The 21,162-nt window shown below is 61.5% G+C and carries 22 protein-coding genes; 12 read left to right on the forward strand and 10 right to left on the reverse strand.

The genetic code is table 11. The features are described from left to right. Window positions 1-461 precede the first annotated feature (461 nt). The 7 genes from gap (at window position 462) to ARC39_RS03315 (ending at window position 5,706) form a co-directional block, all read left to right on the forward strand. Window positions 462-1,463, forward strand: a complete 1,002-nt coding sequence (gene gap / locus ARC39_RS03285) for a type I glyceraldehyde-3-phosphate dehydrogenase (RefSeq protein WP_068109878.1) — start codon at window positions 462-464, stop codon at window positions 1,461-1,463. 108 nt (window positions 1,464-1,571) lie between these two features. Then, window positions 1,572-2,270 (forward strand): ribulose-phosphate 3-epimerase, encoded by a 699-nt coding sequence (gene rpe, locus ARC39_RS03290; protein WP_068109881.1) that lies wholly within the window; start codon window positions 1,572-1,574, stop codon window positions 2,268-2,270. Window positions 2,271-2,375: 105 nt separating this feature from the next. Then, a complete protein-coding gene (locus ARC39_RS03295) occupies window positions 2,376-2,711 on the forward strand; it encodes a hypothetical protein (RefSeq protein WP_068109883.1) in 336 nt (111 codons plus the stop codon). 100 nt (window positions 2,712-2,811) lie between these two features. Then, window positions 2,812-3,735: an MBL fold metallo-hydrolase gene (locus tag ARC39_RS03300; RefSeq protein WP_068109886.1), complete on the forward strand. Its 924-nt coding sequence runs from the start codon at window positions 2,812-2,814 to the stop codon at window positions 3,733-3,735. Between the two features lie 65 nt (window positions 3,736-3,800). Then, on the forward strand, window positions 3,801-4,355 hold the full coding sequence (locus ARC39_RS03305) for a thioredoxin family protein (protein WP_068109889.1): 555 nt from the start codon (window positions 3,801-3,803) through the stop codon (window positions 4,353-4,355). Continuing rightward, window positions 4,352-5,020 carry a phosphoglycolate phosphatase gene (gene gph, locus ARC39_RS03310; RefSeq protein WP_068109892.1) on the forward strand — a complete coding sequence of 223 codons (669 nt, stop codon included), beginning with the start codon at window positions 4,352-4,354 and terminating at the stop codon, window positions 5,018-5,020. Before ARC39_RS03305 ends, gph begins: the two co-directional genes overlap by 4 nt. Next, window positions 5,017-5,706: an HAD-IA family hydrolase gene (locus ARC39_RS03315; protein ID WP_068109895.1), complete on the forward strand. Its 690-nt coding sequence runs from the start codon at window positions 5,017-5,019 to the stop codon at window positions 5,704-5,706. The genes gph and ARC39_RS03315 overlap by 4 nt, the downstream gene beginning before the upstream one ends. A 45-nt stretch (window positions 5,707-5,751) precedes the next feature. On the opposite strand, the gene ARC39_RS03320 is transcribed toward ARC39_RS03315, so the two are convergent. Together ARC39_RS03320 and ARC39_RS03325 are read right to left on the reverse strand one after the other, a co-directional pair. Then, complete coding sequence (locus ARC39_RS03320; protein WP_068109898.1) at window positions 5,752-6,504, reverse strand: YbaY family lipoprotein; 753 nt, start codon at window positions 6,502-6,504, stop codon at window positions 5,752-5,754. A gap of 118 nt (window positions 6,505-6,622) precedes the next feature. Further along, window positions 6,623-7,063: an Rrf2 family transcriptional regulator gene (locus ARC39_RS03325; RefSeq protein ID WP_068109901.1), complete on the reverse strand. Its 441-nt coding sequence runs from the start codon at window positions 7,061-7,063 to the stop codon at window positions 6,623-6,625. A 682-nt stretch (window positions 7,064-7,745) separates the two neighbouring features. On the opposite strand from ARC39_RS03325, the gene ARC39_RS03330 reads away from it, so the two are divergent. Then, window positions 7,746-8,720 (forward strand): SLAC1 anion channel family protein, encoded by a 975-nt coding sequence (locus ARC39_RS03330; protein WP_068109904.1) that lies wholly within the window; start codon window positions 7,746-7,748, stop codon window positions 8,718-8,720. A gap of 40 nt (window positions 8,721-8,760) precedes the next feature. On the opposite strand, the gene phaZ is transcribed toward ARC39_RS03330, so the two are convergent. Continuing rightward, the gene (gene phaZ / locus ARC39_RS03335) at window positions 8,761-10,044 is read right to left on the reverse strand and encodes a polyhydroxyalkanoate depolymerase (protein WP_068109907.1); all 1,284 of its coding nucleotides are present in this window, start codon (window positions 10,042-10,044) and stop codon (window positions 8,761-8,763) included. Window positions 10,045-10,147: 103 nt separating this feature from the next. Here phaZ and phaC point away from each other — a divergent pair, with 103 nt between their 5' ends. The 4 genes from phaC (at window position 10,148) to ARC39_RS03355 (ending at window position 14,284) form a co-directional block, all read left to right on the forward strand. Further along, the gene (gene phaC, locus ARC39_RS03340) at window positions 10,148-11,947 is read left to right on the forward strand and encodes a class I poly(R)-hydroxyalkanoic acid synthase (RefSeq protein ID WP_068109910.1); all 1,800 of its coding nucleotides are present in this window, start codon (window positions 10,148-10,150) and stop codon (window positions 11,945-11,947) included. Window positions 11,948-12,075: 128 nt separating this feature from the next. After that, window positions 12,076-12,525: a Phasin gene (locus tag ARC39_RS03345; protein ID WP_068109913.1), complete on the forward strand. Its 450-nt coding sequence runs from the start codon at window positions 12,076-12,078 to the stop codon at window positions 12,523-12,525. Window positions 12,526-12,689: 164 nt separating this feature from the next. Further along, window positions 12,690-13,238: a polyhydroxyalkanoate synthesis repressor PhaR gene (gene phaR / locus ARC39_RS03350; protein WP_068109916.1), complete on the forward strand. Its 549-nt coding sequence runs from the start codon at window positions 12,690-12,692 to the stop codon at window positions 13,236-13,238. A 68-nt stretch (window positions 13,239-13,306) separates the two neighbouring features. Continuing rightward, window positions 13,307-14,284 carry a LysR family transcriptional regulator gene (locus tag ARC39_RS03355; protein WP_368085965.1) on the forward strand — a complete coding sequence of 326 codons (978 nt, stop codon included), beginning with the start codon at window positions 13,307-13,309 and terminating at the stop codon, window positions 14,282-14,284. A 50-nt stretch (window positions 14,285-14,334) separates the two neighbouring features. Here ARC39_RS03355 and ARC39_RS03360 read toward each other — a convergent pair whose 3' ends face one another. From ARC39_RS03360 to ARC39_RS03390, 7 genes are all read right to left on the reverse strand, one after another. Next, complete coding sequence (locus ARC39_RS03360) at window positions 14,335-15,537, reverse strand: DegT/DnrJ/EryC1/StrS family aminotransferase (protein ID WP_068109918.1); 1,203 nt, start codon at window positions 15,535-15,537, stop codon at window positions 14,335-14,337. Window positions 15,538-15,691: 154 nt separating this feature from the next. Further along, the gene (locus ARC39_RS03365; protein ID WP_068109921.1) at window positions 15,692-16,375 is read right to left on the reverse strand and encodes a type 1 glutamine amidotransferase; all 684 of its coding nucleotides are present in this window, start codon (window positions 16,373-16,375) and stop codon (window positions 15,692-15,694) included. Window positions 16,376-16,420: 45 nt separating this feature from the next. Continuing rightward, window positions 16,421-17,755, reverse strand: coding sequence for a glutamine synthetase family protein (locus ARC39_RS03370; RefSeq protein WP_068110155.1), 1,335 nt, complete (start codon window positions 17,753-17,755; stop codon window positions 16,421-16,423). 51 nt (window positions 17,756-17,806) lie between these two features. Beyond that, complete coding sequence (locus ARC39_RS03375) at window positions 17,807-18,646, reverse strand: ABC transporter permease (RefSeq protein WP_068109924.1); 840 nt, start codon at window positions 18,644-18,646, stop codon at window positions 17,807-17,809. Then, window positions 18,643-19,521, reverse strand: a complete 879-nt coding sequence (locus tag ARC39_RS03380; protein ID WP_068109927.1) for an ABC transporter permease — start codon at window positions 19,519-19,521, stop codon at window positions 18,643-18,645. The genes ARC39_RS03375 and ARC39_RS03380 overlap by 4 nt, the downstream gene beginning before the upstream one ends. 40 nt (window positions 19,522-19,561) lie before the next feature. Then, window positions 19,562-20,284 (reverse strand): transporter substrate-binding domain-containing protein, encoded by a 723-nt coding sequence (locus ARC39_RS03385; protein WP_201455702.1) that lies wholly within the window; start codon window positions 20,282-20,284, stop codon window positions 19,562-19,564. Between the two features lie 46 nt (window positions 20,285-20,330). Then, window positions 20,331-21,110 (reverse strand): ABC transporter ATP-binding protein, encoded by a 780-nt coding sequence (locus tag ARC39_RS03390; RefSeq protein ID WP_068109932.1) that lies wholly within the window; start codon window positions 21,108-21,110, stop codon window positions 20,331-20,333. Window positions 21,111-21,162: the final 52 nt, after the last annotated feature.

The following is a 21,162-nucleotide window of genomic DNA, read 5'->3' on the forward strand; positions in this document are numbered from 1 at the left end:
CCGCGTTTGACCCTGTGGCGCTTCGGTTTTGCTCCGTTTGGACGTGGTTTGAGGGTATGGCCGCTGTCACGGAATTCGACACCCGATCGCCCGGCGCTGGGGGCAGGCAGGCGCCTCGAGGAACCGGGCGCAGGCATGAAAACCATTGTAGCATTGGGCACTGCGGTATTGCTGCGCCTGCAATATCAACCTGCTGCGGTCAAATGGCGGGATGGCCGTGTTGGCGCTCAGGTGCTCGGGAATACGCCATCTCACGGTCGTAAGGTGCGGTATTCGCGCCTAGAGATGCGTCAACCGCCGTACTGGGTGGGCGGAATTGCCGGGTGACAAAGGATTCTGCATCAGTAAGACCACGGTCGGGGCCTTTGCCCCGAAAAACGAGCTTCACCTGCATCGCGGCATGACGGCCTTTGACCGCTGACGCTGCCGCAATGTCCCTATTGTGAAATGAGGAACTGACCATGACAGTCAAAGTAGCCATTAACGGTTTCGGCCGTATCGGACGCAACGTTCTCCGTGCTATCGTCGAGAACGGCCGCGACGATATCGAAGTCGTGGCGATCAACGATCTGGGTCCGGTCGAGACGAACGCGCACCTCATCCGCTTTGACTCGGTGCACGGCCGCTTCCCCGGTGAAGTAAAAACCACCGAAGACACCATCGACATTGGCCGCGGCCCGATCAAGGTGACCGCGATCCGTGACCCGAAGGAACTGCCTTGGGGCGACGTCGATGTTGCGATGGAATGCACCGGCATCTTCACCGCGCGCGACAAGGCCGCGCTGCACCTTGAGAACGGCTCCAAGCGCGTGCTGATCTCCGCCCCGGGCGCCGGTGCCGACAAGACCGTCGTCTTCGGCGTCAACGACGATGTGCTGACCGCCGAAGATCTCGTCGTCTCCAACGCCTCCTGCACCACCAACTGCCTCTCTCCGTTTGCCAAGGCGATCAACGACGCCATCGGCATCGAGAAGGGCATGATGACCACGATCCACTCCTACACCGGCGACCAGCCGACGCTGGACACGCTGCACAAGGACCTCTACCGCGCCCGCGCCGCCGCCATGTCGATGATCCCGACCTCCACCGGCGCCGCCAAGGCCGTTGGCCTTGTGCTGCCGGATCTGGCCGGCAAGCTGGACGGCTTTGCCATCCGCGTGCCCACGCCGAACGTCTCCGTTGTCGATCTGAAGTTCATCGCCAAGCGGGAAACCTCGGTGGAGGAAATCAACGCCGCGATCAAGGCCGCTGCCGATGGTCCGATGAAGGGCATTCTGGGCTACACCGACAAGCCCAATGTCTCCATCGACTTCAACCACGACCCGCATTCGTCGATCTTCCACCTGGATCAGACCAAGGTCATGGACGGCACGCTCTGCTCGGTGCTGAGCTGGTACGACAACGAATGGGGCTTCTCCAACCGCATGGCCGACACCGCGGTGAAGATGGGCTCGCTGATCTGATTGGCTCAGCGGTACCGGGGCGTCGCCCCGAGGCTGCATAGTTGCTTGAATGTCGCAGGGTGCGTGGTATCACGCACCCTGCATTTCGTTTGGGGAGGTGGGGCAGGGATGTCTTTCGACCGCAACATCAAGATAGCCCCGTCGATCCTCTCGGCGGATTTCGCCAACTTCGGCGAGGAGATCCGCGCCATCGAGGGTCAGGGCGCCGATTGGGTGCATGTGGACGTGATGGACGGCCATTTCGTGCCGAATCTCACCTTTGGCCCGCCCGCGGTGAAGGCGTTTCGCCCCCACGTGACGACGGTGATGGACGTGCACCTGATGATCGCGCCCGTCGACCCGTATATCGAAGCCTATGCGGAGGCCGGAGCCGATGTGATCACGGCGCACCTGGAAGCCGGGCCGCATATCCACCGCACGTTGCAGGCAATTCGCGCAACGGGCGCGAAGGCCGGTCTTGCGCTCAACCCTGCAACCGGATTGGACGCGATCCCCTACTTGCTGGACATGGTCGATCTGATTTGCGTGATGACAGTCAATCCCGGCTTCGGCGGCCAGAAATTCATCCATTCGCAAATCGACAAGGTCCGCAGGCTGCGCGCGATGATCGGCGACCGGCCCGTACATATCGAGATCGATGGCGGCATCACGACGGAGACCGCGCCACTCATGGCGGCGGCGGGCGCGGATGTTCTGGTTGCGGGGTCGGCCGTCTTCAAAGGCGGTTCCGTCGCGAACCCGGCGCCCTACGGAGCGAATATCCGGGCGATCCGAGACGCCGCCGAGGCCGTGCTCGCGACGGCCTGATTGCGGCAGCGCAACGCTCCCGTGCGTCGAATTGTGCTATGATGTTCCTGGACCGCCGCGTGCGGCGGCGATCCCTTTTGGGCCCTGATCGAGGGAGGGAAGAACATGAGACCCGTCGTGCTGTTGGTCGGTAAGTTGCCGGATGTCATTCGCAACGTTGCAGTCGAATTGGAGGATCTGCCCATCCAGTGGCTCGGTGCGCACGACCGCGGCGAGGTGATCGCGCAACTGGAGGCCGAGCCAAACATCCGTAGTGTCGTCGTTGGCGCCGGGCTGGATGACACGGTGCGCGGCGACCTGGTGGGCGTGATCGCGTCGCGCCGGCCGGACCTGAGCATTCATTTCAAGGACCGCGCATCCGGTTCAGCCGGCATGGCCCCGTTCGCGCGTCGTGTTGTCGAAACGGAGATGCTGCACTGGAAGGTCATCGACGTGGCGTGAGGTTTTGCCAATGACGGACAGTGCGTGGACGCGAAACGAGCATTGTCATTCAGAAAATTGAATGCGAGCATGTCTCCAGGAGATCTTGGGAGGACATGTGATGGAACTGACAAGACGCGGCGCGCTCACGGGCGCGCTCGCCACAACCGTGGCTGGTGCGATCGGGCTGACCCCGCGGTGGGCGCATGCGAAGATCGAGTTGAGCGGCACGTCGGTCGAGGTGCTGAGTGACGGGCACCTGACCTTGCCGGGCGATTTCATCTTCGGTCCCATGCCCGAGGCCGAACTGACGCCCGTCCTGCAGCCATTCGGCCTCACGCCGGACCAGCCCCTGACGCCCGAATGCAATCTAACGCTGCTTCGCAAGGATGACATGGTTGTGCTTTTCGACGCGGGTTCCGGGGCGAGTTTCCAGGACAGCGCCGGCAAGATCATGGACGCGCTCAGTGCGGCTGACCTCGCGCCTGAAGACGTCACGCATGTGGTCTTCACGCATGCTCACCCGGATCACCTCTGGGGTGTGCTGGACGATTTCGACGAGCCGCTTTTCTATGAAGCGAAGCATCTTATCGGGAAGGCCGAGTGGGCCTATTGGATGGACCCCGCAACGGTCGACACGATCGGCGCCGAGCGTGCGGCCTTCGCCGTGGGCGCGAAACGGCGATTGGAAACGATGGCAGATGCGATGCAGTTCTTTGAAGATGGCGAGGAAATCCTGCCCGGCGTCGCGGCACACATGACGCCCGGGCACACGCCCGGACACATGTCGTTCGAAATCCGTTCCGGAAGTGAGAGCGTGATGGTGCTCGGCGATGCGATCGGCAACCATCATGTCGCCTTCGCCCGACCGGACTGGCCCTCCGGCTCCGATCAGGATCAGCCTCTGGCAGCGGCAACGCGTAACAAACTCATGGAAAGATTGGCCTCCGAGCAGATGCGGTTTGTCGGATTCCACCTTCCGGGAGGGATTGGGCGTGCGGAGCGGGACGGATCGTCCTATCGTTTTGTCGCGCACGAAGGCTGATACTCGGTCTGCAACCGGCCGGGTAGGAGGCCCGAGTCCGGACATTCCTTTAGGAGACATTGAACATGGCCGCCATCCCTCCGGTCTGCGACTTCGGTTGGAAAGCCCCCGAGTTCACCCTGCCCGGAACCGACGGGCGCGATCACAGGTTGTCGGAGTTTGCCGGCCCCAAGGGCACCCTGGTGATGTTCATCTGCAACCACTGTCCGTACGTGCTGGCGGTCATCGACCGGATCGTGCGCGACGGCCGGGACCTGCAGGCGCTGGGGATCGGCGTGGTGGCGATCTGCGCGAACGATGCGACGACTCATCCTGCCGACAGTTTCGACAACATGAAGGTGAAGGCAGCGGAGTGGGGCTTGCCGTTTCCCTATCTCCGCGACGAAAGCCAGAATGTTGCGCATGCCTACGATGCGGCCTGCACTCCGGATTTTTTCGGTTTCAACGCGGACATGGAACTGCAGTACCGCGGGCGTCTTGACGCATCCCGCAACAAGGCCGGCCCCGAGGACTTGCGGCGCGATCTCTACGAGGCCATGAAACAGGTGGCCGAAACCGGGTTCGGCCCGAAAGAGCAGGTGCCCTCGATGGGGTGCTCGATCAAGTGGAAAGCCGCATGAACATCGTCTTCGACCTCGACGGAACGCTGATCGACAGCGCGCCGGACATTCAGGCCGTTTCGGCCGTCATTCTGGAGGGGTTGGGGAAGGAGGCGCTGACGCTCGACGAGGTGCGGAGCTTTGTGGGCGAGGGCGCGAAGGTTCTGGTGAGCCGCATGATGGCGGCTCGCGGAATCGCGGAGACGCCGGATACGCACGCGCGGATCTACGGGGCTTTCATCGCCCAGTACGAGTTCGCCGTGGAAAAGGCGGTATTCTATCCCGGTGTGGTGGACATGTTCGCGGTCCTGAAGGCGTCCGGGCACCGGTTGGGCCTGTGCACCAACAAGCCGGAACTGCCAGCGCGCGCGGTGATGCGCCACATGGGGATGGAGCCGATCTTTGACGCCTTTCTCGCCGGCGGAATGATCGACAGCCGCAAGCCGGAACCCGACATGCTGTTGCGCGTGATCGAGGATCTGGGGGGCGGGCCGACGCTCTATGTGGGCGACAGCGAGATCGATGCGGAGACCGCCCGGCGGGCAGAGGTGCCTTTCGCACTCTACTCCGAGGGGTACCGGAAGGCGCCGCTGGAAGAGATGCCCCACGATTGGGCGTTCGACCATTTTGACCGATTGCCGGAAATCGTGCGCGAAGCGCGGGCCCGCCAGACGGCGGCGCAATGAAGGCGCTGATCTTCGACGTCGACGGCACGCTTACTGAAACGGAGGACTTGCACCGTCGGGCGTTCAATGCCGCATTTTCCGAGGCAGGTTTGCCCTGGCACTGGGATGTCACCCTGAACCGCGCGTTGCTGGCGGTGTCCGGCGGGATCGAGCGGATGACGTATTTTCAATCCCGGCTGTCCGAGGCTGAGCGTGTCGGCGATGAAACGATCAACGCGCTCTACCGCAGAAAGCGGGGGCATTTTGAACGACTCCTCTCCGAGGAGGGATTGCCCTTGCGGCCGGGGGTCGAGGCGCTGATCGCGGCGGCGGCGAAAGCGGGGGTCAGGCGCGGGATCGTAACCGCGGCCAGCCGTGAGAGCTTTCGGGTGGTTGCGGATGGTTGCCTCCCCGCGCCGGCGGCAGAGTTGTTCGAGGTCGTCATCACCGGCTCGGATGTTGCGGCCAAGAAACCCGATCCGGAAGGGTACCTCGCCGCGCTCGCGGGGCTGGGCGTCGACGCGGCGGATGCTGTCGTCTTCGAAGACAGCCCGGTCGGTTTCGCGGCCGCCCGCGCCGCGGGCATTCCGGTTGTGGTCAGCCCCTCTGCACACGGCCCGCAAGGCGCGGATTACACCGGTGCGCTCGCGGTCGTGCCTTCGCTCGAACCTGCCAATTGGGGGCGCTTCGGCTTCCCGCCGCGATGATGGGCGCGCCTTGAAGGCACTTGCGCCGCCGGGTTGGTGCCTAGGTCAGAAGTAGACGGCACGAAACGTCGCGATTTCCTCGCCCGAGCTATCCGTCAGTTGCATCATTTCGCCCGAGACAGAATATGCCTCTGCCGCCGCCAACGTGGCGATCAGCGCCTTTTCCATCGAGTCCAATGGCGGCGGACAAGCCATGAGGGTCGTAACGCCGGGTTTGAAGCGAACGGTGTCGTCTTGCGTCTCATGCGCGCCACGGATCATGTTGCAGCCGACGGTCGCGTTATAAGAGCCATCGGTACGCAAGATGACATGCGGCTCTCGCGCGCCCTCTGCAATCTGCACCGCCTCGCCCCCGAGCGTCAGGATTTTCCAGTAGGTATTCACGAAATCCGAATCCGGTTTCGCCGTCGCGTCACTTCCGGTCATGCGCAGGAGCATTTCAACGTCCGTGCCGTCGCCAGCGGTCAAAACCGGATAGGCCGTGTCTGTTGTCATCAGCAATTTGTCGCCCGCACGAACCGTCGCGCGCAAACTGTATCGGCCTGACACATCGATCTCGGCCGGGTCGTATTCCACCTCGAAGGGGAAGGGCGGCGCCTTGGGCGCGTCCGCCCGGTAGGTGCCGAGCGTGACCGACGGCGCATCTGCCAGCGATACATCCTCAAGCCGCACTTCCAACACCGCGTCCGGTGGCAACATCATGCGTTCGCGGTATGTGACGGTGCCGGACAGCGTTTCGGCCGGTGCAAGTGCGGGCATGTTTGCAAGCAGGGCAACAGCGAGTGAAAAGCGATACATTGAATACCTCCGATCTGGGAAATTCGCATGTCGAAAGCTTTGACGCCGCAGCGTCGGCAATCCTTGGTAAATGGACGAAGGTATTCGAGACAAGAGCCAACCGGCATCGGCCGGGCGATCAGGCGCCTTCGAGTTCCAGCAACGTGCGAAGGCCGGAATTCTCCTGAACCAGGTCGGCCAGAGTGACACCATCAAGGGCGTGGTAGAACGCTTCCAGCGCGACCGAGAGATGGCCGCGCAGGCGGCAGCTCGCCGTGAGAGGGCAATGGTTGTCCGAACCGGCAAAGCACTCCGCGAAAGGCACGTTCGCCTCGAAGACGCGGAAAACCTGGCCGACACTGAGCGCTTCCGGCGCAACCTTCAGCCGGATGCCGCCGTTGCGGCCGCGCGCCGTTTCGATAAATCCAGTCTGCCCAAGCATGTTGATCACAACGCCGAGGTGGTTCTCAGAGGAGTTGCAAGCCTCAGCGATCTCGGCCTTTCGAACCGTCCTGCCTGAATTGATCGCGCAGAACATCAGCGCGCGCATGGCGAGATTGGTGCGAACGGTCAAACGCATATCGGGCACATCCTTTCGTGTGTCTGACAGCTTGGGACAAGCAGGTCCGTGATTCCTTGATCCAGGTCACTGGCCTGAGCCCGTTTCCAAATTAAATGCATCGAGAATGTATCTATGCAAAGTGTTTTGAGCAGAATTTGGACAGATTCGGTGGCGGAGCGGCTTGCTTGGGCTGGGGCGCCAGTTTCGCGGGCACTGGTGGGGACGCCTCGACCGTGCTCGTTTTCTTTCTGCGTACGGCTCGGCCTGCGTGGCCGTTCATGTGGGGTTGGTCTGGCGCGGCCAGTGAACGTCGGCCCTCTCGGGGGAACGTTCTCGGTACATCCTACCCCCATCGTTCTTGATGACGAGCCGCTCCACTTGGCGACTGGCAGCGGCATTCCGGGGGATGACGTCTGGCGGAAGGTCCTGTTGTGCGTCTCCACTGACGGCTCCGTAGGCTTCCCGTTCGGAACAAGTCGCTCCTGAAGCTGGCTAGATCGTGGGGACGATAGCTGCGCTCTTCTCGCCAATCACGGGCTCTTGGCGGCGTTCTTCGTTCAATTCACTCGCGACGCGGTACTGCGTCACATAGTGGGCCGGTCGATATGGTGTTGTTGATCCTTGTTGGATTGGCCGGTGGTGCGGGCCTGACGAATCTTGCCTGCACATCTCAGGCCTTGCTAACCGGAGATGTCGCGCCATGAGCAAAACGACCGACGTGGACGAACCGCGGCTCGCCCATTTTCCCGTCACCTTCTATGCGTGTGTCATGGGGCTCGCGGGGATGACGCTTTCCACGCACGCGATGGAGCACCAGATCGGGGTTCGGGGCGTTTTCTCGAGCCTGCTCCTGACCGTGACCGTGTTGGTGTTCGTCGCTGTCAGTGTCCTGATGGTGCTGAAATATCAGCGTTTCAAACAGCATTTCCTTGCGGAGTGGGCACACCCGGTCAAGAAGGCTTTCTTTCCCGCGATCTCCATATCGCTGTTGCTGGTTGCGACGGCACTGGCTCCCACGGTTCCGGGGCTCGCCCGCCCGATCTGGATCGTCGGTGCCGCGCTTCAGGCGGTGTTGATGCTTGCCGTCGTCTCCGGCTGGATCGGGCATCGTCCATACCAGCCTATGCACATATCGCCCGCGTGGTTCATTCCGGCCGTAGGCAATGTTGTGGCGCCTGTCGCGGGGGTCGGCTTCGGTTTTATCGAGGTGTCGTGGCTGTTCTTTTCGGCGGGTATTCTGTTCTGGATCGTTCTGCTGACGCTGGTCATGAACCGGTTGATCTTCCACGATCCGTTGCCGGGCAAACTCCTGCCGACCCTGGCGATTCTGATCGCCCCGCCCGCGGTGGGATTTCTCGCCTGGATCCAGTTGAATGGCGGGGCAATTGATGCTGTGGCGCGAATCCTGATCAATCTCGGGTACGTATTTGCGGCGATCGTCGTCGTGCAGGTCCCGAATTTCCGGAAGATACCCTTCGCGTTGAGTTGGTGGGCGACGAGTTTTCCCACCGCGGCGCTCACCATTGCGACACTGCGATACGCTGCCCTGACGGGATCGGCCTTTCACCTTTGGCTTGGCGGACTGCTGTTCTTGATCCTGCTGGCCGTGGTTGCCGCGCTCGCGGTCCGGACCGTCACGGCCATCCGCCGGCAAGAAATCTGCATACCCGAGTGATATCTCGATGCCTGGCGGAGGGGGCGCCCGCCGCTCCCAGCTACCGGGCGTGCAGCGAACGGATGTTCGCGAATTTCATCTTGCGGCGCTCGTGGGTCATATTGGCGTCGATGAACTCCAGCACGAGCGGACGGATATTGTTCCGCCATGATTTCCCGGCGAAAATCCCGTAGTGCCCCGCGCCGGGCTCAAGATGGCTGGCCTTCTTTCTCGGGTCCAGACCGGTCAGGAGGTCGAGGGCGGCCACGCATTGCCCGGGCGCCGAGATATCGTCCTTTGCCCCTTCGACGGTCTTGACCGCGACGTCGGTGATTGCACCGATATGCACCCGCTTGCCCGCGACCTCGAAGGCATCGCGCGCTATCTCGCGCCGTTTGAAGATCCGTTCGACGGTCGAGAGGTAGAACTCCGCCGTCATATCCATCACCGCAAGGTACTCGTCGTAGAAGCGGTTGTGGCGGTCATGTTCGCCGGCCTCGCCACGCGCGACGCGCACGATCTGGTCGAAGAACGCGTTGGCATGGGTTTCCGAGTTCATCGCCATGAAGGAGGCGAGCTGTTGAAGGCCGGGATAGACCATGCGGCCGGCGCCTGCATATTTGAAGCCGACGCGCTGCACCACGTGTTGTTCGAGTTGTCCCATCGTGATCGTCCGGCCAAAATCGGTCACCTCGGTGGGCGCTGCGCCGGGGTCGATGGGGCCGCCGATCAACGTGAGGGAGTTCGGCTGGGCGGCCGGATCCTCTTCCGCGAGATAGGCAACGGCGGCGAGCGTGATCGGGGCCGGCTGACAGACAGCGATCACATGGGTATCGGGGCCGAGGTGGCGCATGAAGTTCACGAGGTAGAGCGTGTAATCCTCCACATCGAACTTGCCGGCGGAAACCGGAATGTCCCGGGCGTTGTGCCAATCCGTAATATAGACTTCGCAGTCGGGGAGAAGCGACACGACGGTTGAGCGCAACAGGGTCGCGTAGTGCCCCGACATCGGCGCCACCAGCATGACCTTGCGCGGCATCTCCGGGCGTCCCTGGACCTCGAAGTGGATCAGATCTCCGAAGGGTTTCTCCACCTCGGCAATCACGTCCACGAGGTGATCACGCCCGTCGGCACCGACGACAGAGTTGATATTCCAGTCCGGTTTGGCGACCATGCGTTGGAAGCTGCGTTCGGTGACCTCTCCCCAGGCGGCCGTCATTTGGATCCACGGGCTGACCGAGAGACCAAATACCGGATAGGAGCAGGCGGCCTTTGCCGTCGAACCGAGCCATTCGTTGGTGACCCGGATGCTCTCCATTAGGTCGTAGGTCATCATGTGCTTCATGTCGCTCGTACTCCTTGTGGCCCGCCCGGAACAAATGGTCGCTTTGCCGGATTCAAGCGTCAAATGTATTCACCGCAGCGAAAGTAAGGGAAAAGGACCGTAGATGACAACCGATGATGAGTCCCCGGAGGCTACGGAACAGGACGTGCTGGCGGCCAACCTGGCCAAAATCGAGGCGCTTTCCCAAAGACTTGTGGCCGCACTGACCCGGCAACGTCAGATCGATCCGGCCCTTCAGGGGCCCGGGCAAGACCTCTATATGAAGGCCGCGTCGGCCTTCATGACGGAATGGATGAAGAATCCCTCCAAGGTTTTCGAGCATCAGATCGGGTACTGGGGAAAGACCCTGAAACATTATATCGAGGCGCAGCACGTGCTGACCTCGGGACAGCTCCGCGCCCCGGAAGACACCACGCCGAAGGACCGGCGGTTCGCCGGTGAGTTGTGGCAGACGCACCCGTATTTCAATTACATCAAGCAGCAGTACCTGCTGACCAGCGAGGCGATCAACAAGGCGGTTTCCGACCTCGACTACCTCGAACCGAAGGACAAGCAGCGCCTGGAGTATTTCTCCCGGCAGATGATCGACATGCTGAGTCCGGCAAATTACCTGGCCACAAATCCCGAAGCGCTGCGCAAGGCGGTGGACACCGAAGGCCAATCGTTGGTCGATGGGCTGGAAAACCTCGTGCGCGATCTCGAGGCCAACGGAGGGGACCTGGTGGTCACGCTGGCGGACAAGGACGCCTTCACCGTTGGCAAGAATATCGCCACGACTCCCGGTCAGGTGGTGTTCCGAAACCGGATGTTCGAACTGATTCAATACGCGCCAACCACCGAGACCGTTGCTCGAACGCCGCTGCTTATTTTCCCGCCGTGGATCAACAAATACTACATCCTGGACCTGTCCGCGCGGAATTCTCTCATCAAGTGGATCGTTGATCAGGGCTATACGCTCTTCGTCGTCTCCTGGGTCAATCCGGATGCGTCCTATGCTGACGTGGGGCTGGATACCTACGTCGAGGAGGGCTTTCTTGAGGCGATCGGCCAGGTCAAGCAGATCACCGGTGAAGACAAGGTCAACACGATCGGCTACTGCATCGCCGGCACGACGTTGTCACTCGCGCTGGCGCTCATGAAAAAGCGGGGCGACACGTCGGTTCGCTCCGCGACCTTCTTCACGACGTTGACCGATTTCTCCGATCAGGGCGAGTTCGGGGTGTTCCTCGAGGACGATTTCGTCGATGGAATCGAGGAAGAAGTGAACCGTTCAGGCTACCTGGACAGTTTCTACATGACGCGGACGTTTTCCTATCTGCGGAGCAATGATCTCGTCTACGCGCCCGCAATTCGTAGTTACATGATGGGTGAAGCGCCGCCGGCTTTCGACCTGCTCTATTGGAACGGAGACAGCACCAATCTGCCGGCACGTATGGCGGTGGACTATCTGCGCGGCCTGTGTCAGCGCGATGATTTCGCAGGTGGCGACGGTTTCGAGATTTGCGGTGAAACCGTGTCGGTTCGGGACGTCAGTACCCCGCTCTGCGCAATCGCCTGTGAAACCGACCATATCGCCGCGTGGAAGTCGTCCTATCGCGGGATACAGAAGATGGGTTCGAGACAGAAATCGTTCATCCTGTCCGAGTCCGGGCACATTGCCGGGATCGTCAATCCGCCGTCCAAGAAGAAGTATGGCCATTACGTGAACGACGACATGTCCGTGTCGCCGGAGGACTGGCGCAGCGATGCGAGTTACCACGAAGGGTCCTGGTGGCCGCGGTGGGAAGCGTGGCTGAAGAGGCGGTCAGGTGCGCAGACGCCCGCACGTGAACCCGGCGACGTCAAGCATCCTCCGCTGACGGAAGCGCCCGGCACCTATGTCCGGTCCGGATCCGGCCTCTGATTGCAGGAACGCGCGGATTTTTGCTGCATTGCAGCGAAAGTTCTTGAAATGCTGCGGTGCAGCATGTATATCTGGTTCCAGAATTCAGGGGGTCCGGGTGAACCGGCCACATGCAGAGGAAGAATACCATGACCAAGACTGACGAAGTGACCAAGATGATGCAGGACATGATGGCCGCGTTCCCGGTGGATGCGACCGCCATGCAGGATGCCTTCAAGACCCAGGCCGCTCTGGGCGAGAAGCTCTCCAAGGTTGCCCTTGAGGCCGCCGAGAAATCCACCGAGATTTCCTCGAAGTGGACCAAGGAGACCCTGTCCAAGCTCGCCGAAGTCACCAAGATGAAGGAAGAGCCGGCTGACTACCAGAAAGCCATGACCGACTACGCCTCCTCGCAGGCCGAAATGGTCGCAGAGACGATGGCTGCCTTTGCCGAGGTTGCCAAGAAGGTCCAGATGGAAACCGTCGAGCTGATGCTGGCTGCGGGCAAGGACATTTCTGAAGATGCCACCGCTGCCGTGAAGAAGGCCACCGCCGAGGTGACCGAGGCCGCCAAGAAGGCCACTGCTTCCGCTAAGTAAGCGATCGCAGGTTAACCAGTGTAGTTGGTGTAACAGTTTCTGCGCCGTTGTCCTCCTCCCTAACCGGCGCGGACTGTACGGGCGGGCTTGCATTGCAAGCCCGCCCTTTCCTTTTGGAACGGGCTCGTCTAGGCTTCGCTGCGCCGCAACAGGGAGGGTACTGCGTGGCCGAAGAAAAACCGCTTCTGATCAAGCGCTACGCCAGCCGGCGTCTCTACAATACCGAGACCAGCGACTATGTGACGTTAGAGGATATAGCTGGGTTCATTCGAAGCGGACGCGAGGTGCAGATCGTCGACTTGAAGTCCGGCGACGACCTGACCCGGCAATACCTGTTGCAGATCATTGCCGAGCACGAAAGCAAGGGCGAAAGCGTCCTTCCCATCAATGTGTTGACCGATCTGGTGCGCAGCTACACGACCTCCGCGAATTCGGTCGTCCCGCAGTTCCTTGCCATGTCCTTCGAGATGCTCCGTGATGGGCAATCGAAGATGATGGAAAACATGGAAAAGATGAACCCGATGTCGACCATGCCCGGGTTCGAAGCGATGCGCGCGCAGCAGGCAGCCTTCGTCAAGGCCATGACGGGCGGTATGGGGACCTGGCCGGCCAGCGGTCCGGAACAGACCGAGAAGGGCGAGGGCGAGGATCTCGACGAGATCAAGACACAGCTTGCGGACCTCCAGGCAAAACTGGCGCGGATGAACAAGTAATCGGCGTCCGTCGCCGCAGGTGGCGTCATCGCATCCCGCGGTGAGCGCACATATGGGGAAAGGCCCGGATGACCGCACGGATGACCGACAGCGCGGGCCGGGTGACCCTGTGGGGCATAGAGGTCTTTCTGGCCGTCGCCGAGGAAGGCGCGGTCTCCGCCGCGGCCCGCAGGCTGGGCGCCAGCCCATCCGGCGTCAGCCAGCAACTCAGCAATCTGGAAACGGCGCTCGGCACGCAGCTGATCGATCGTACCCGGCGTCCGGCCCGGCTCACGGCGGCGGGTGGGATGTTCCGGCGGCGCGCGCAACGGATCTGGAACGAGGCGATGCAGGCGCGCGCCGAGTTGCTGTCTGGCGACATGCGGAACCTGACCGACCTCCGGCTCGGCATGATCGAGGATTTCGATGCTGACGTCACGCCGCGGCTGCTGTCCGACATGGCGGGCGCATTGACCGAGTGCAAGTTCCTGCTCGAAACCGGACCCAGCCATCGTTTGTTGGACCAATTGGAAAGCAACGCGCTGGACGTTGTGGTGACCGCCGAACTGGAGGGCGGAGCAGCGGAATGGATGGAGGTGCATCCGCTGCTGGAAGAGCCATTCGTCGCGGCCGTTCCGAAAGGGTTCGATCCCGGGGACGACGGGCTGGCGGCGCTTCGCGACCTCCCGTTGATCCAATACACGCAGCGGCATCTGATGGGCCGGCAGATCGCGGCACATCTTGCCCATCACCGGGTGGTTCTCAGCCATCGGTTTGAACTGGATTCCTACCACGCCATCATGGCGATGGTCGCCTCGGGCGCGGGATGGACGATCCTGACGCCGCTCGGCTACCTGCACGCGCGCCGCTTCCGCGAAGAGGCCGACGTGTACCCGCTTCCCATTGCTCCGCTGACGCGCCGAATCCTGCTGACGGCGCGAACGGAAGCACTGCAAGACATGCCGCGGCAACTGGTCGACCGCCTCAAACCGCTCTTGCAGGAAATGATCGTCGACACGGCAATCGAGCGGTTACCATGGCTCAAAGGGTCTTTGCGGGTGCTGTGAGCCGCAGTGCGCCCGGCGCCCGCGCCAATCCTTCTGAGCGAAATCGTGGTCTACGTGCCGTAGGCGCGCGTTTCCGCCATGACCTGGTCAGCCGCGCCGACGAGGACGCTGGAGACGAAATCCAGGTCGGAGAGTGTCAACCGTGCGGGCAGGCGTACATCGCAGGCACGCATCAGCATATCCCGCGTTTTCGGCAGCTCCGGCACACCGCCTTCGATGAAACGCCAGTTCCAAAAGGCGCGCGCGTTGTCTGTGCTCATGCCGAAGACCTGCACCTTGATCCCGCCAGCCTGGGCGGTTTCGGCGAAGGCTGTCACCTGGTCGTCGGACATTCCGATCAGGTTGAACTGGATCGAGTCCGGTGCGCGCAGCTCCGGTGCGAGCGGTTGGGGAACGTCAAGCCAGGGCGAGACGTTCAACTGCGCGGCGACATAATCGTGATTGCGCCTGCCATCGGCGACGCGTCGTGGAACCTCGGCAAGCTGCGGCCGGATGACCGCTGCCGAAAGGTTCTGCATCCGCAAGTTGTAGAGTGGCAGCGCATTTTGCCAGCGCTCCACGGCCTTTGCCAGAATGTCGTGTTTCTTCCAATTGTGCTCATAGGCGCCCGACATGATGATCGCCTGTGCAATCAGGTCGGCGTCGTCAGAGACCATGATGCCGCCTTCGCCGGCATTGACCAGCTTGTACGACTGGAAGGAAAAACAGCCGACGCGGCCGATCGTGCCGATTTTCTTTCCGTTCCAAAGCGTCCCGAGGGAGTGGGCCGCGTCCTCGATCACCGGAACGCCGCGCGCTTCTGCAAGGGCCATGATGGCATCCATATCCGAGGTATGGCCGCGCATATGACTGATCAGAACAGCGCCGATATCGTCGGTCAACCTCGCTTCGAAATCCGCCATATCAACGCGGTAGTTCGAGCCGACCTCGACCAGAACCGGCTGGCAATCGGCGTGGACCACCGCGGATGGAACGGCTGCGAATGTGAAGGCGGGGATCAGCACTTTCGCCCCACGGGGCAGGCCGAGCGCCTTCAGCGAGAGGAACAGGGCGGCCGAGCAGGAGGAAACGGCGAGCGCGTACCGGCTCCCCATCATCGCAGCGAATTCCCGTTCCAGCAGCGTTACCGGGGCATCTTCCGGCGCCGTGTAGCGAAACAGGTCGCCCGATTGCATCAGGCGGTCGATCTCGGCCCGGGCGGCCTCCGGAATGGGTTCGGCGTCATAGACATTCGGAACTGGCGCCTGAGACATGTTTCGGCCTTCGCGTTTTTACATTCGGAAAATCTGTATTCCAGTTTTAGTTTTCACGAAAGGAAAAAGATCGCCCCGCGGTTCAGGAGATCGCGAGCGTCGTTGCCGCGTGCCGCGCGGGCGCGGCGACGCGGGCGGCGCATCGTGAGGTTGTTCAGTGCGATGCCGTCCCGCCGAGCAGAAACTGCGCCATTCGTCGGGCAATTTCGGCATTGTCGGTTGGCATTGGCAGGGAGGCGATTGCCTTGTCCAGGTTGGATTGAGGAAGCACCTTGCCGCGTGTTCGGATCAAACCGGCCAGAAACTCCGCATCGAATTCCGGGTGGGCCTGCGTGGTATAGATGCGCGTATCATAGAGCAGCGCGGCGTGCCGACAGGTCGCGGAGGAGGCAACCGTCTCGGCGCCAAGGGGCGGTTCGATGACCTGATCCTGATGCCAGGCATTTAGAGCAAGTTCGGTGCCGTCGAAGTCATAGATCGTTCGACCGACGCTCCACCCTCCGGAGAATTTCTCGACGCGACCGCCTAGTGCTTGCGCGATGATCTGATGGCCGAAACAGATCCCGACCAACGGACGCCCGTCGACATAGATTTGCCGAATGAGGTTCTCCAGCGGAGCGATCCACGGATGCGACTCGTAAACGCCGTGCTTCGAACCGGTTATCAACCAACCCTCGGCCGCATCGGCCCCTGCCGGAATATCCCCTTCCTCCACATTCCATGTTCGAAACGTGAAACCGTTACCGGCGAGGAGTTGCTCGAACATGCCGGGGTAGTCACCCGTGGATTCTTTCAGTTCTTCGGGTGCGGTACCGGTCTGGAGAATGCCAATCAGCATGGCGAATGTTGTCCTGTGAACATGGGACGCACAGAGAAAGCTGCGTCAAACAGTGTCGATGTATAGTTCCGTCTGCTCTTCGCGGGAGGTTTCGGCCATGTAGCGAAATTCCTGCCGCTTCGTCAGAACATAGTTCTGGACGAGTTGCTGCGGGAAGATTCGGGCCACCTCCGGGCTTGCTTCGAAGGCGTCGATCGCGCCTTTCCAGTCCGTCGGGATACTGGGCAACTCCCGGTCATAGGCGTTCCCCGTCACGGGGTCGGGCGGCATTGAGCCATCCTCGATCCCGTTGAGCGCGGCGCCGAGTACCGCCGCAATGGTGAGATAGGGGTTCACGTCGCCGCCAGACAAGCGATGCTCGATCCGCCGGGCCTTGTGGTTGCCGCTCGGGATACGCAATGCGGTGGTGCGGTTCTCGTAGGCCCAGCAGATGCCGGTGGGCGCATGTGCGCCGGGCACCATCCGGTCATAGCTGTTTCCGTGCGGCGCGAAGACCAGCGTGCTTCCGGACATCGCCTTCATGCAGCCGTCAACGGCGTGAAGCAGGTGATTGCTGCCGCGTTCGGTCCCGTCGTCGAAGATGTTCGAGCCGTTCTTGTCGAGCACCGAGAAGTGCATGTGCAAGCCGGAGCCCGCGTAGTCGGGGTAGGGCTTGGCCATGAAGCTGGCTGCGAACCCGTGGCGACGGGCCAGACCTTTGAGAAGCATCTTGAAGAGCCAGGCGTCATCCGCGGCGCGCAGGGCGTCTTCCTGATGCATCAAGTTGATCTCGAACTGCCCGATGCCGGATTCGGAGATTGCCGTATCCGCGGGAATGTCCATCGCTTCGCAGGCGTCGTAAAGCTCGGTGAAGAACTTGTCGAAAACGTCCAGCGCCCGCAGCGATAGAATCTCGCCCATCGCGCGCCGCTTTCCGGTGCGCGGCGAGGCCGGTACCCGGAGTTCGTCGCCGCTGTCGTCGATCAGGAAGAACTCCAGTTCCACCGCAACGACCGGCGTCAGGCCGCGTTCGGCGTAGCGCGCGACGACGCGCGACAGTGCATGACGTGGGTCCCCTTCGAAAGGCCGGCCGTCTTCGTGGAACATCCAGATGGGGAGCAGGCCGGTGGGCGTGTCCAGCCACGGCATGGGCATGAAACCGCGCTCGGTGGGTTGCAGCACGCCGTCGCGGTCGCCGCTGGCAAGAACCAGGGGGCTGTTCTCGATGTCTTCGCCCCAGATGTCGAGGTTGAGCACCGACATGGGAAACCGCGTGCCGCCCTCGATGGCCTTGTCGGCGAAACGCACGGGAATCCGCTTGCCGCGCGGCTGGCCGTTCAGATCCGCCGCCGCCACCCGGATCGCGTGCACATGGGCATTCTTCCGAAGCCAGTTCTTCATAAGCAATTGATCACGCACCACGGCCATCTCCGTAATTTGATCAAATTCCTACTACCGGATCAGGTTGAGCCGCAAGGCTATTTTGCGCCGTTTTTGTTTGGGCAGATGTCTGTTGAGGCGTTTGTTGATCATCCCGAAGAGGCTGATGATGACAAGCGTCATCAGAACGAAGAAGCCGGCGACAATAGGGTAGGGGACGAAGGGGTTGAAGGTCTTGTCGGCGAAGTAGTTGGCGTAATAGAGCGCGTCGCCCATTTGCTTCCAGGCGGGGAAGCCGGAGAAAAACACGAGCGTGGTGGCGTGGAAGAGAAAGATCGCCTCGTTGGTGTAGGCAGGCCAGGCAAGCCGTAGCATGGTCGGCCAGACAATCCGGCGGAACCGATGCAATCCCGTCAGGCCGTAGGCGTCGGCGGCCTCCAGATCTCCCTTGGGGATCGAGCGCAACGCACCGTAGAAGATCTCAGCGGCATAGGCGGAGGTATTGAGGAACAAGACGATTGTCGCGCCAAGCCATGCGCGCGTAAGCCAGCGCGTGGACGCGCCAAACTCGATTCCGAGTAACGAAAACTCGATGCCCGCCTTGGGCAGAAGCACAAAGGCTTCATATGCCAGGAAGAACTGGATGAAGAGCGGTGAGCCACGGAACACAAAGATGAACCACTCAGCCGGTTTTCGCAGCCAGGGATTCTGCGCGTTCTTCGCCATCGCCAATGCGGTGGCGAAGAAAAAGCCAAGCAGCAAGGCGATGGCGGCGAAGTAGACATTCCAGATCAGGCCGGAGCCGATCAGCACAACCTGTTCGCAAACCGTGATGTCGGCTTTTGGCAACAACCGCTCGCCCAAACCAAGGGAGCGGAGGGCGTAGGCCTGAAAGGACTCCCAGCAGCTCATGCCTCGCGCCTCATGGCTTCGCCCGCCGCGGTGGCCTGGCCGTGCGAAAGCTTGCGTGTGATCCGCTCAAGCACAACCTCCGATACACGGGTGAAGGCGAGGTAGAACACCAGCAGGAACAGGAAATAGTAGAGCCGCCAGTCCGGGTGCGGATAGGCGTAGATGGCTGTCTTGGAGCCACCGAGTTCCCGCGCCCAGTACACGATGTCCTGAACGCCCAGCAGGAAGAGAAGCGGTGTCGCCTTGATCAGGATCATCCAGAGATTGCCGAGGCCGGGAAGCGCATAGACCCACATCTGCGGCACGAGGATGCGCCAGAAGGTCTGCCGGTCGTTCATGCCATAGGCGTGCGCCGTCTCCAGTTGCGGGCGCGGCACGGCGTTCATCGCGCCGTATAGCACGTTGGCGGCAAAGGCGCCGAAGACGATGGCGAACGTGAAGACCGCGAGTGTGAAGTTATAGATTTCGTGGATGCTTTGCGGTGCTGTCGAGAGCGGCATCTTCGCTTCGGGGCAGACGACGAAATCGTTGCCTTGCCGGACGGGTTCGGTCCAGTCGGGGCAAATCGCCTGATGCCGAAGCCACTCGATTCCCTGATCGAGGGCAATGACGAAGAAAAGGAAGAAAACGATGTCGGGTACGCCGCGCACGATGGACGTGTAGAGCTTGCCGATCCAGGCGACAGGCGGGATATGCGAGCGCGAAGCAACGGCACCGGCGAAGCCGAAGGCCAGCGAGACGGGGGCCGTAATTGCGAGTAGCAACAGGACCGTGCCGAAGGAGCCATAGAACAGCATGTGCTTGCCGTTTGTCAGGTAGCAGGCAAGCCAGGCGAAGCCTTCGAGCGTGGAGGGATCGGCGCAATGTGCGAACATGTTGGGTGGGCGCGGCCTTTAGAGCCGCGCCGAGACGACCCTAGTAGGGGCCCGTCATCCCTTCGAACCACTTTTCGATCAGCGTGTTGAGCGAACCGTCGGCCTTCATCGACTGGATTGCCGTGTCGAACGTGGCCTTGAGCTCTGCATCGCTCTCGCGCAAACCGATGCCGATCCCGCTACCTAGCATCACATCGTCGCCAATGATCATCAGGTCTGCGTCTTCGTTGGCAATCGGCTCCAGGAAGGCTTTGTCGGCCAGAACGGCGTCCACCTCACCATTGCGGACTGCGGCGACTGTCTCGTCCGGCGTCGCGAATTCGACCAGCGTGGCGCCGGTAGAGGCAACGTGGCTGGCCTGAATCGTGCCGGTCTGCGCCGCCACGACGCCGCCGGCGACATCCACGTCCTCGGCCATGGCGACGTACACCGACGGATCCGGCGGGAAGTAGGCTTCGGTGAAGTCGATCACCTCGTCACGCTCCTCGGTGATCGACATGCCGGCGATGATCGTGTCGTAGTTACCGGATGTGAGGTTGGGGATGATGGAATCCCAGTCGTTGGTAACCCATTCGCAGGTCAGCTCGGCACGGGTGCACAACTCGTCGCCCAGTTCGCGCTCGAAACCGTCGACCTCGCCATTGTCGTTGATGAAGTTGTACGGAGGATAGGCCCCCTCGGTGCCCATGCGCACAACGTCCTGTGCCACGGCAAATCCTGCCGAAAGGGCCAGGGCCGCGGTGGAAAGGATCAGTTTATTCATTATTTTCTTCTCCCGGTGAGTGGGTTTTGCTCAGTGGATGGGCCTCTCAGTGCCCCTGCGAATGCGACAGGAATTGTCGCAGCCGTTCTGTCTGCGGATTGCCGAATAGCGTTTCCGGCGCTCCTTCCTCTTCGATCTTTCCCTGGTGAAGAAAGACGACATGGTTCGATACATCCGCCGCAAGCCGCATATCGTGGGTGACGATTAGCATCGTGCGCCCCTCTTGCGCGAGTGCCTTGATAACCTTCACAACTTCCTGCTCCAACTCTGGATCGAGGGCGGACGTTGGCTCGTCGAAAAGGAGTGCCTTTGGTTCCATCGCGAGCGCCCGCGCGATGGCGGCGCGCTGCTGCTGTCCGCCGGAAAGCTGGGCGGGGTAGGCGTCGCATTTGTCGCCGATACCAACCTTGGCAAGCAATTCCCGCCCCAGCGTTTCGACCTCATGGCGATCGCGTTTCAAGACAGTTACCGGCGCTTCCATGACATTCTCCAGGATTGTCATATGGGCCCAAAGATTGAACTGCTGAAACACCATCGAGAGATTGGTGCGAATGCGGATGAGTTGTTTGTGGTCCCCGGGTCTGCGCGACATGCCGCTGCCGCGCCAAGCCACCGGTTCGCCTTCGAACCGGATGTCCCCCTGCTGGCTGTCCTCGAGCAGGTTCGCGCAGCGAAGAAGGGTTGATTTCCCCGAACCCGACGAACCGATCAGTGAGACCACCTCGCCTTTGCGAGCGACCATGTCGACACCTTTGAGAACTTCAAGCGCACCGTAGGCCTTGTGCAGGTCTCGTATCTCGATGACAGGCGGTGTGTCTGTGTTCACGGGAACGTCGCTATGGCTATTTCAGGGGCAGAGTAGGGCGCAAATTCCGTGC

The organism is Tropicimonas marinistellae (genome assembly GCF_001509585.1).
Taxonomy (GTDB): domain Bacteria; phylum Pseudomonadota; class Alphaproteobacteria; order Rhodobacterales; family Rhodobacteraceae; genus Tropicimonas; species Tropicimonas marinistellae.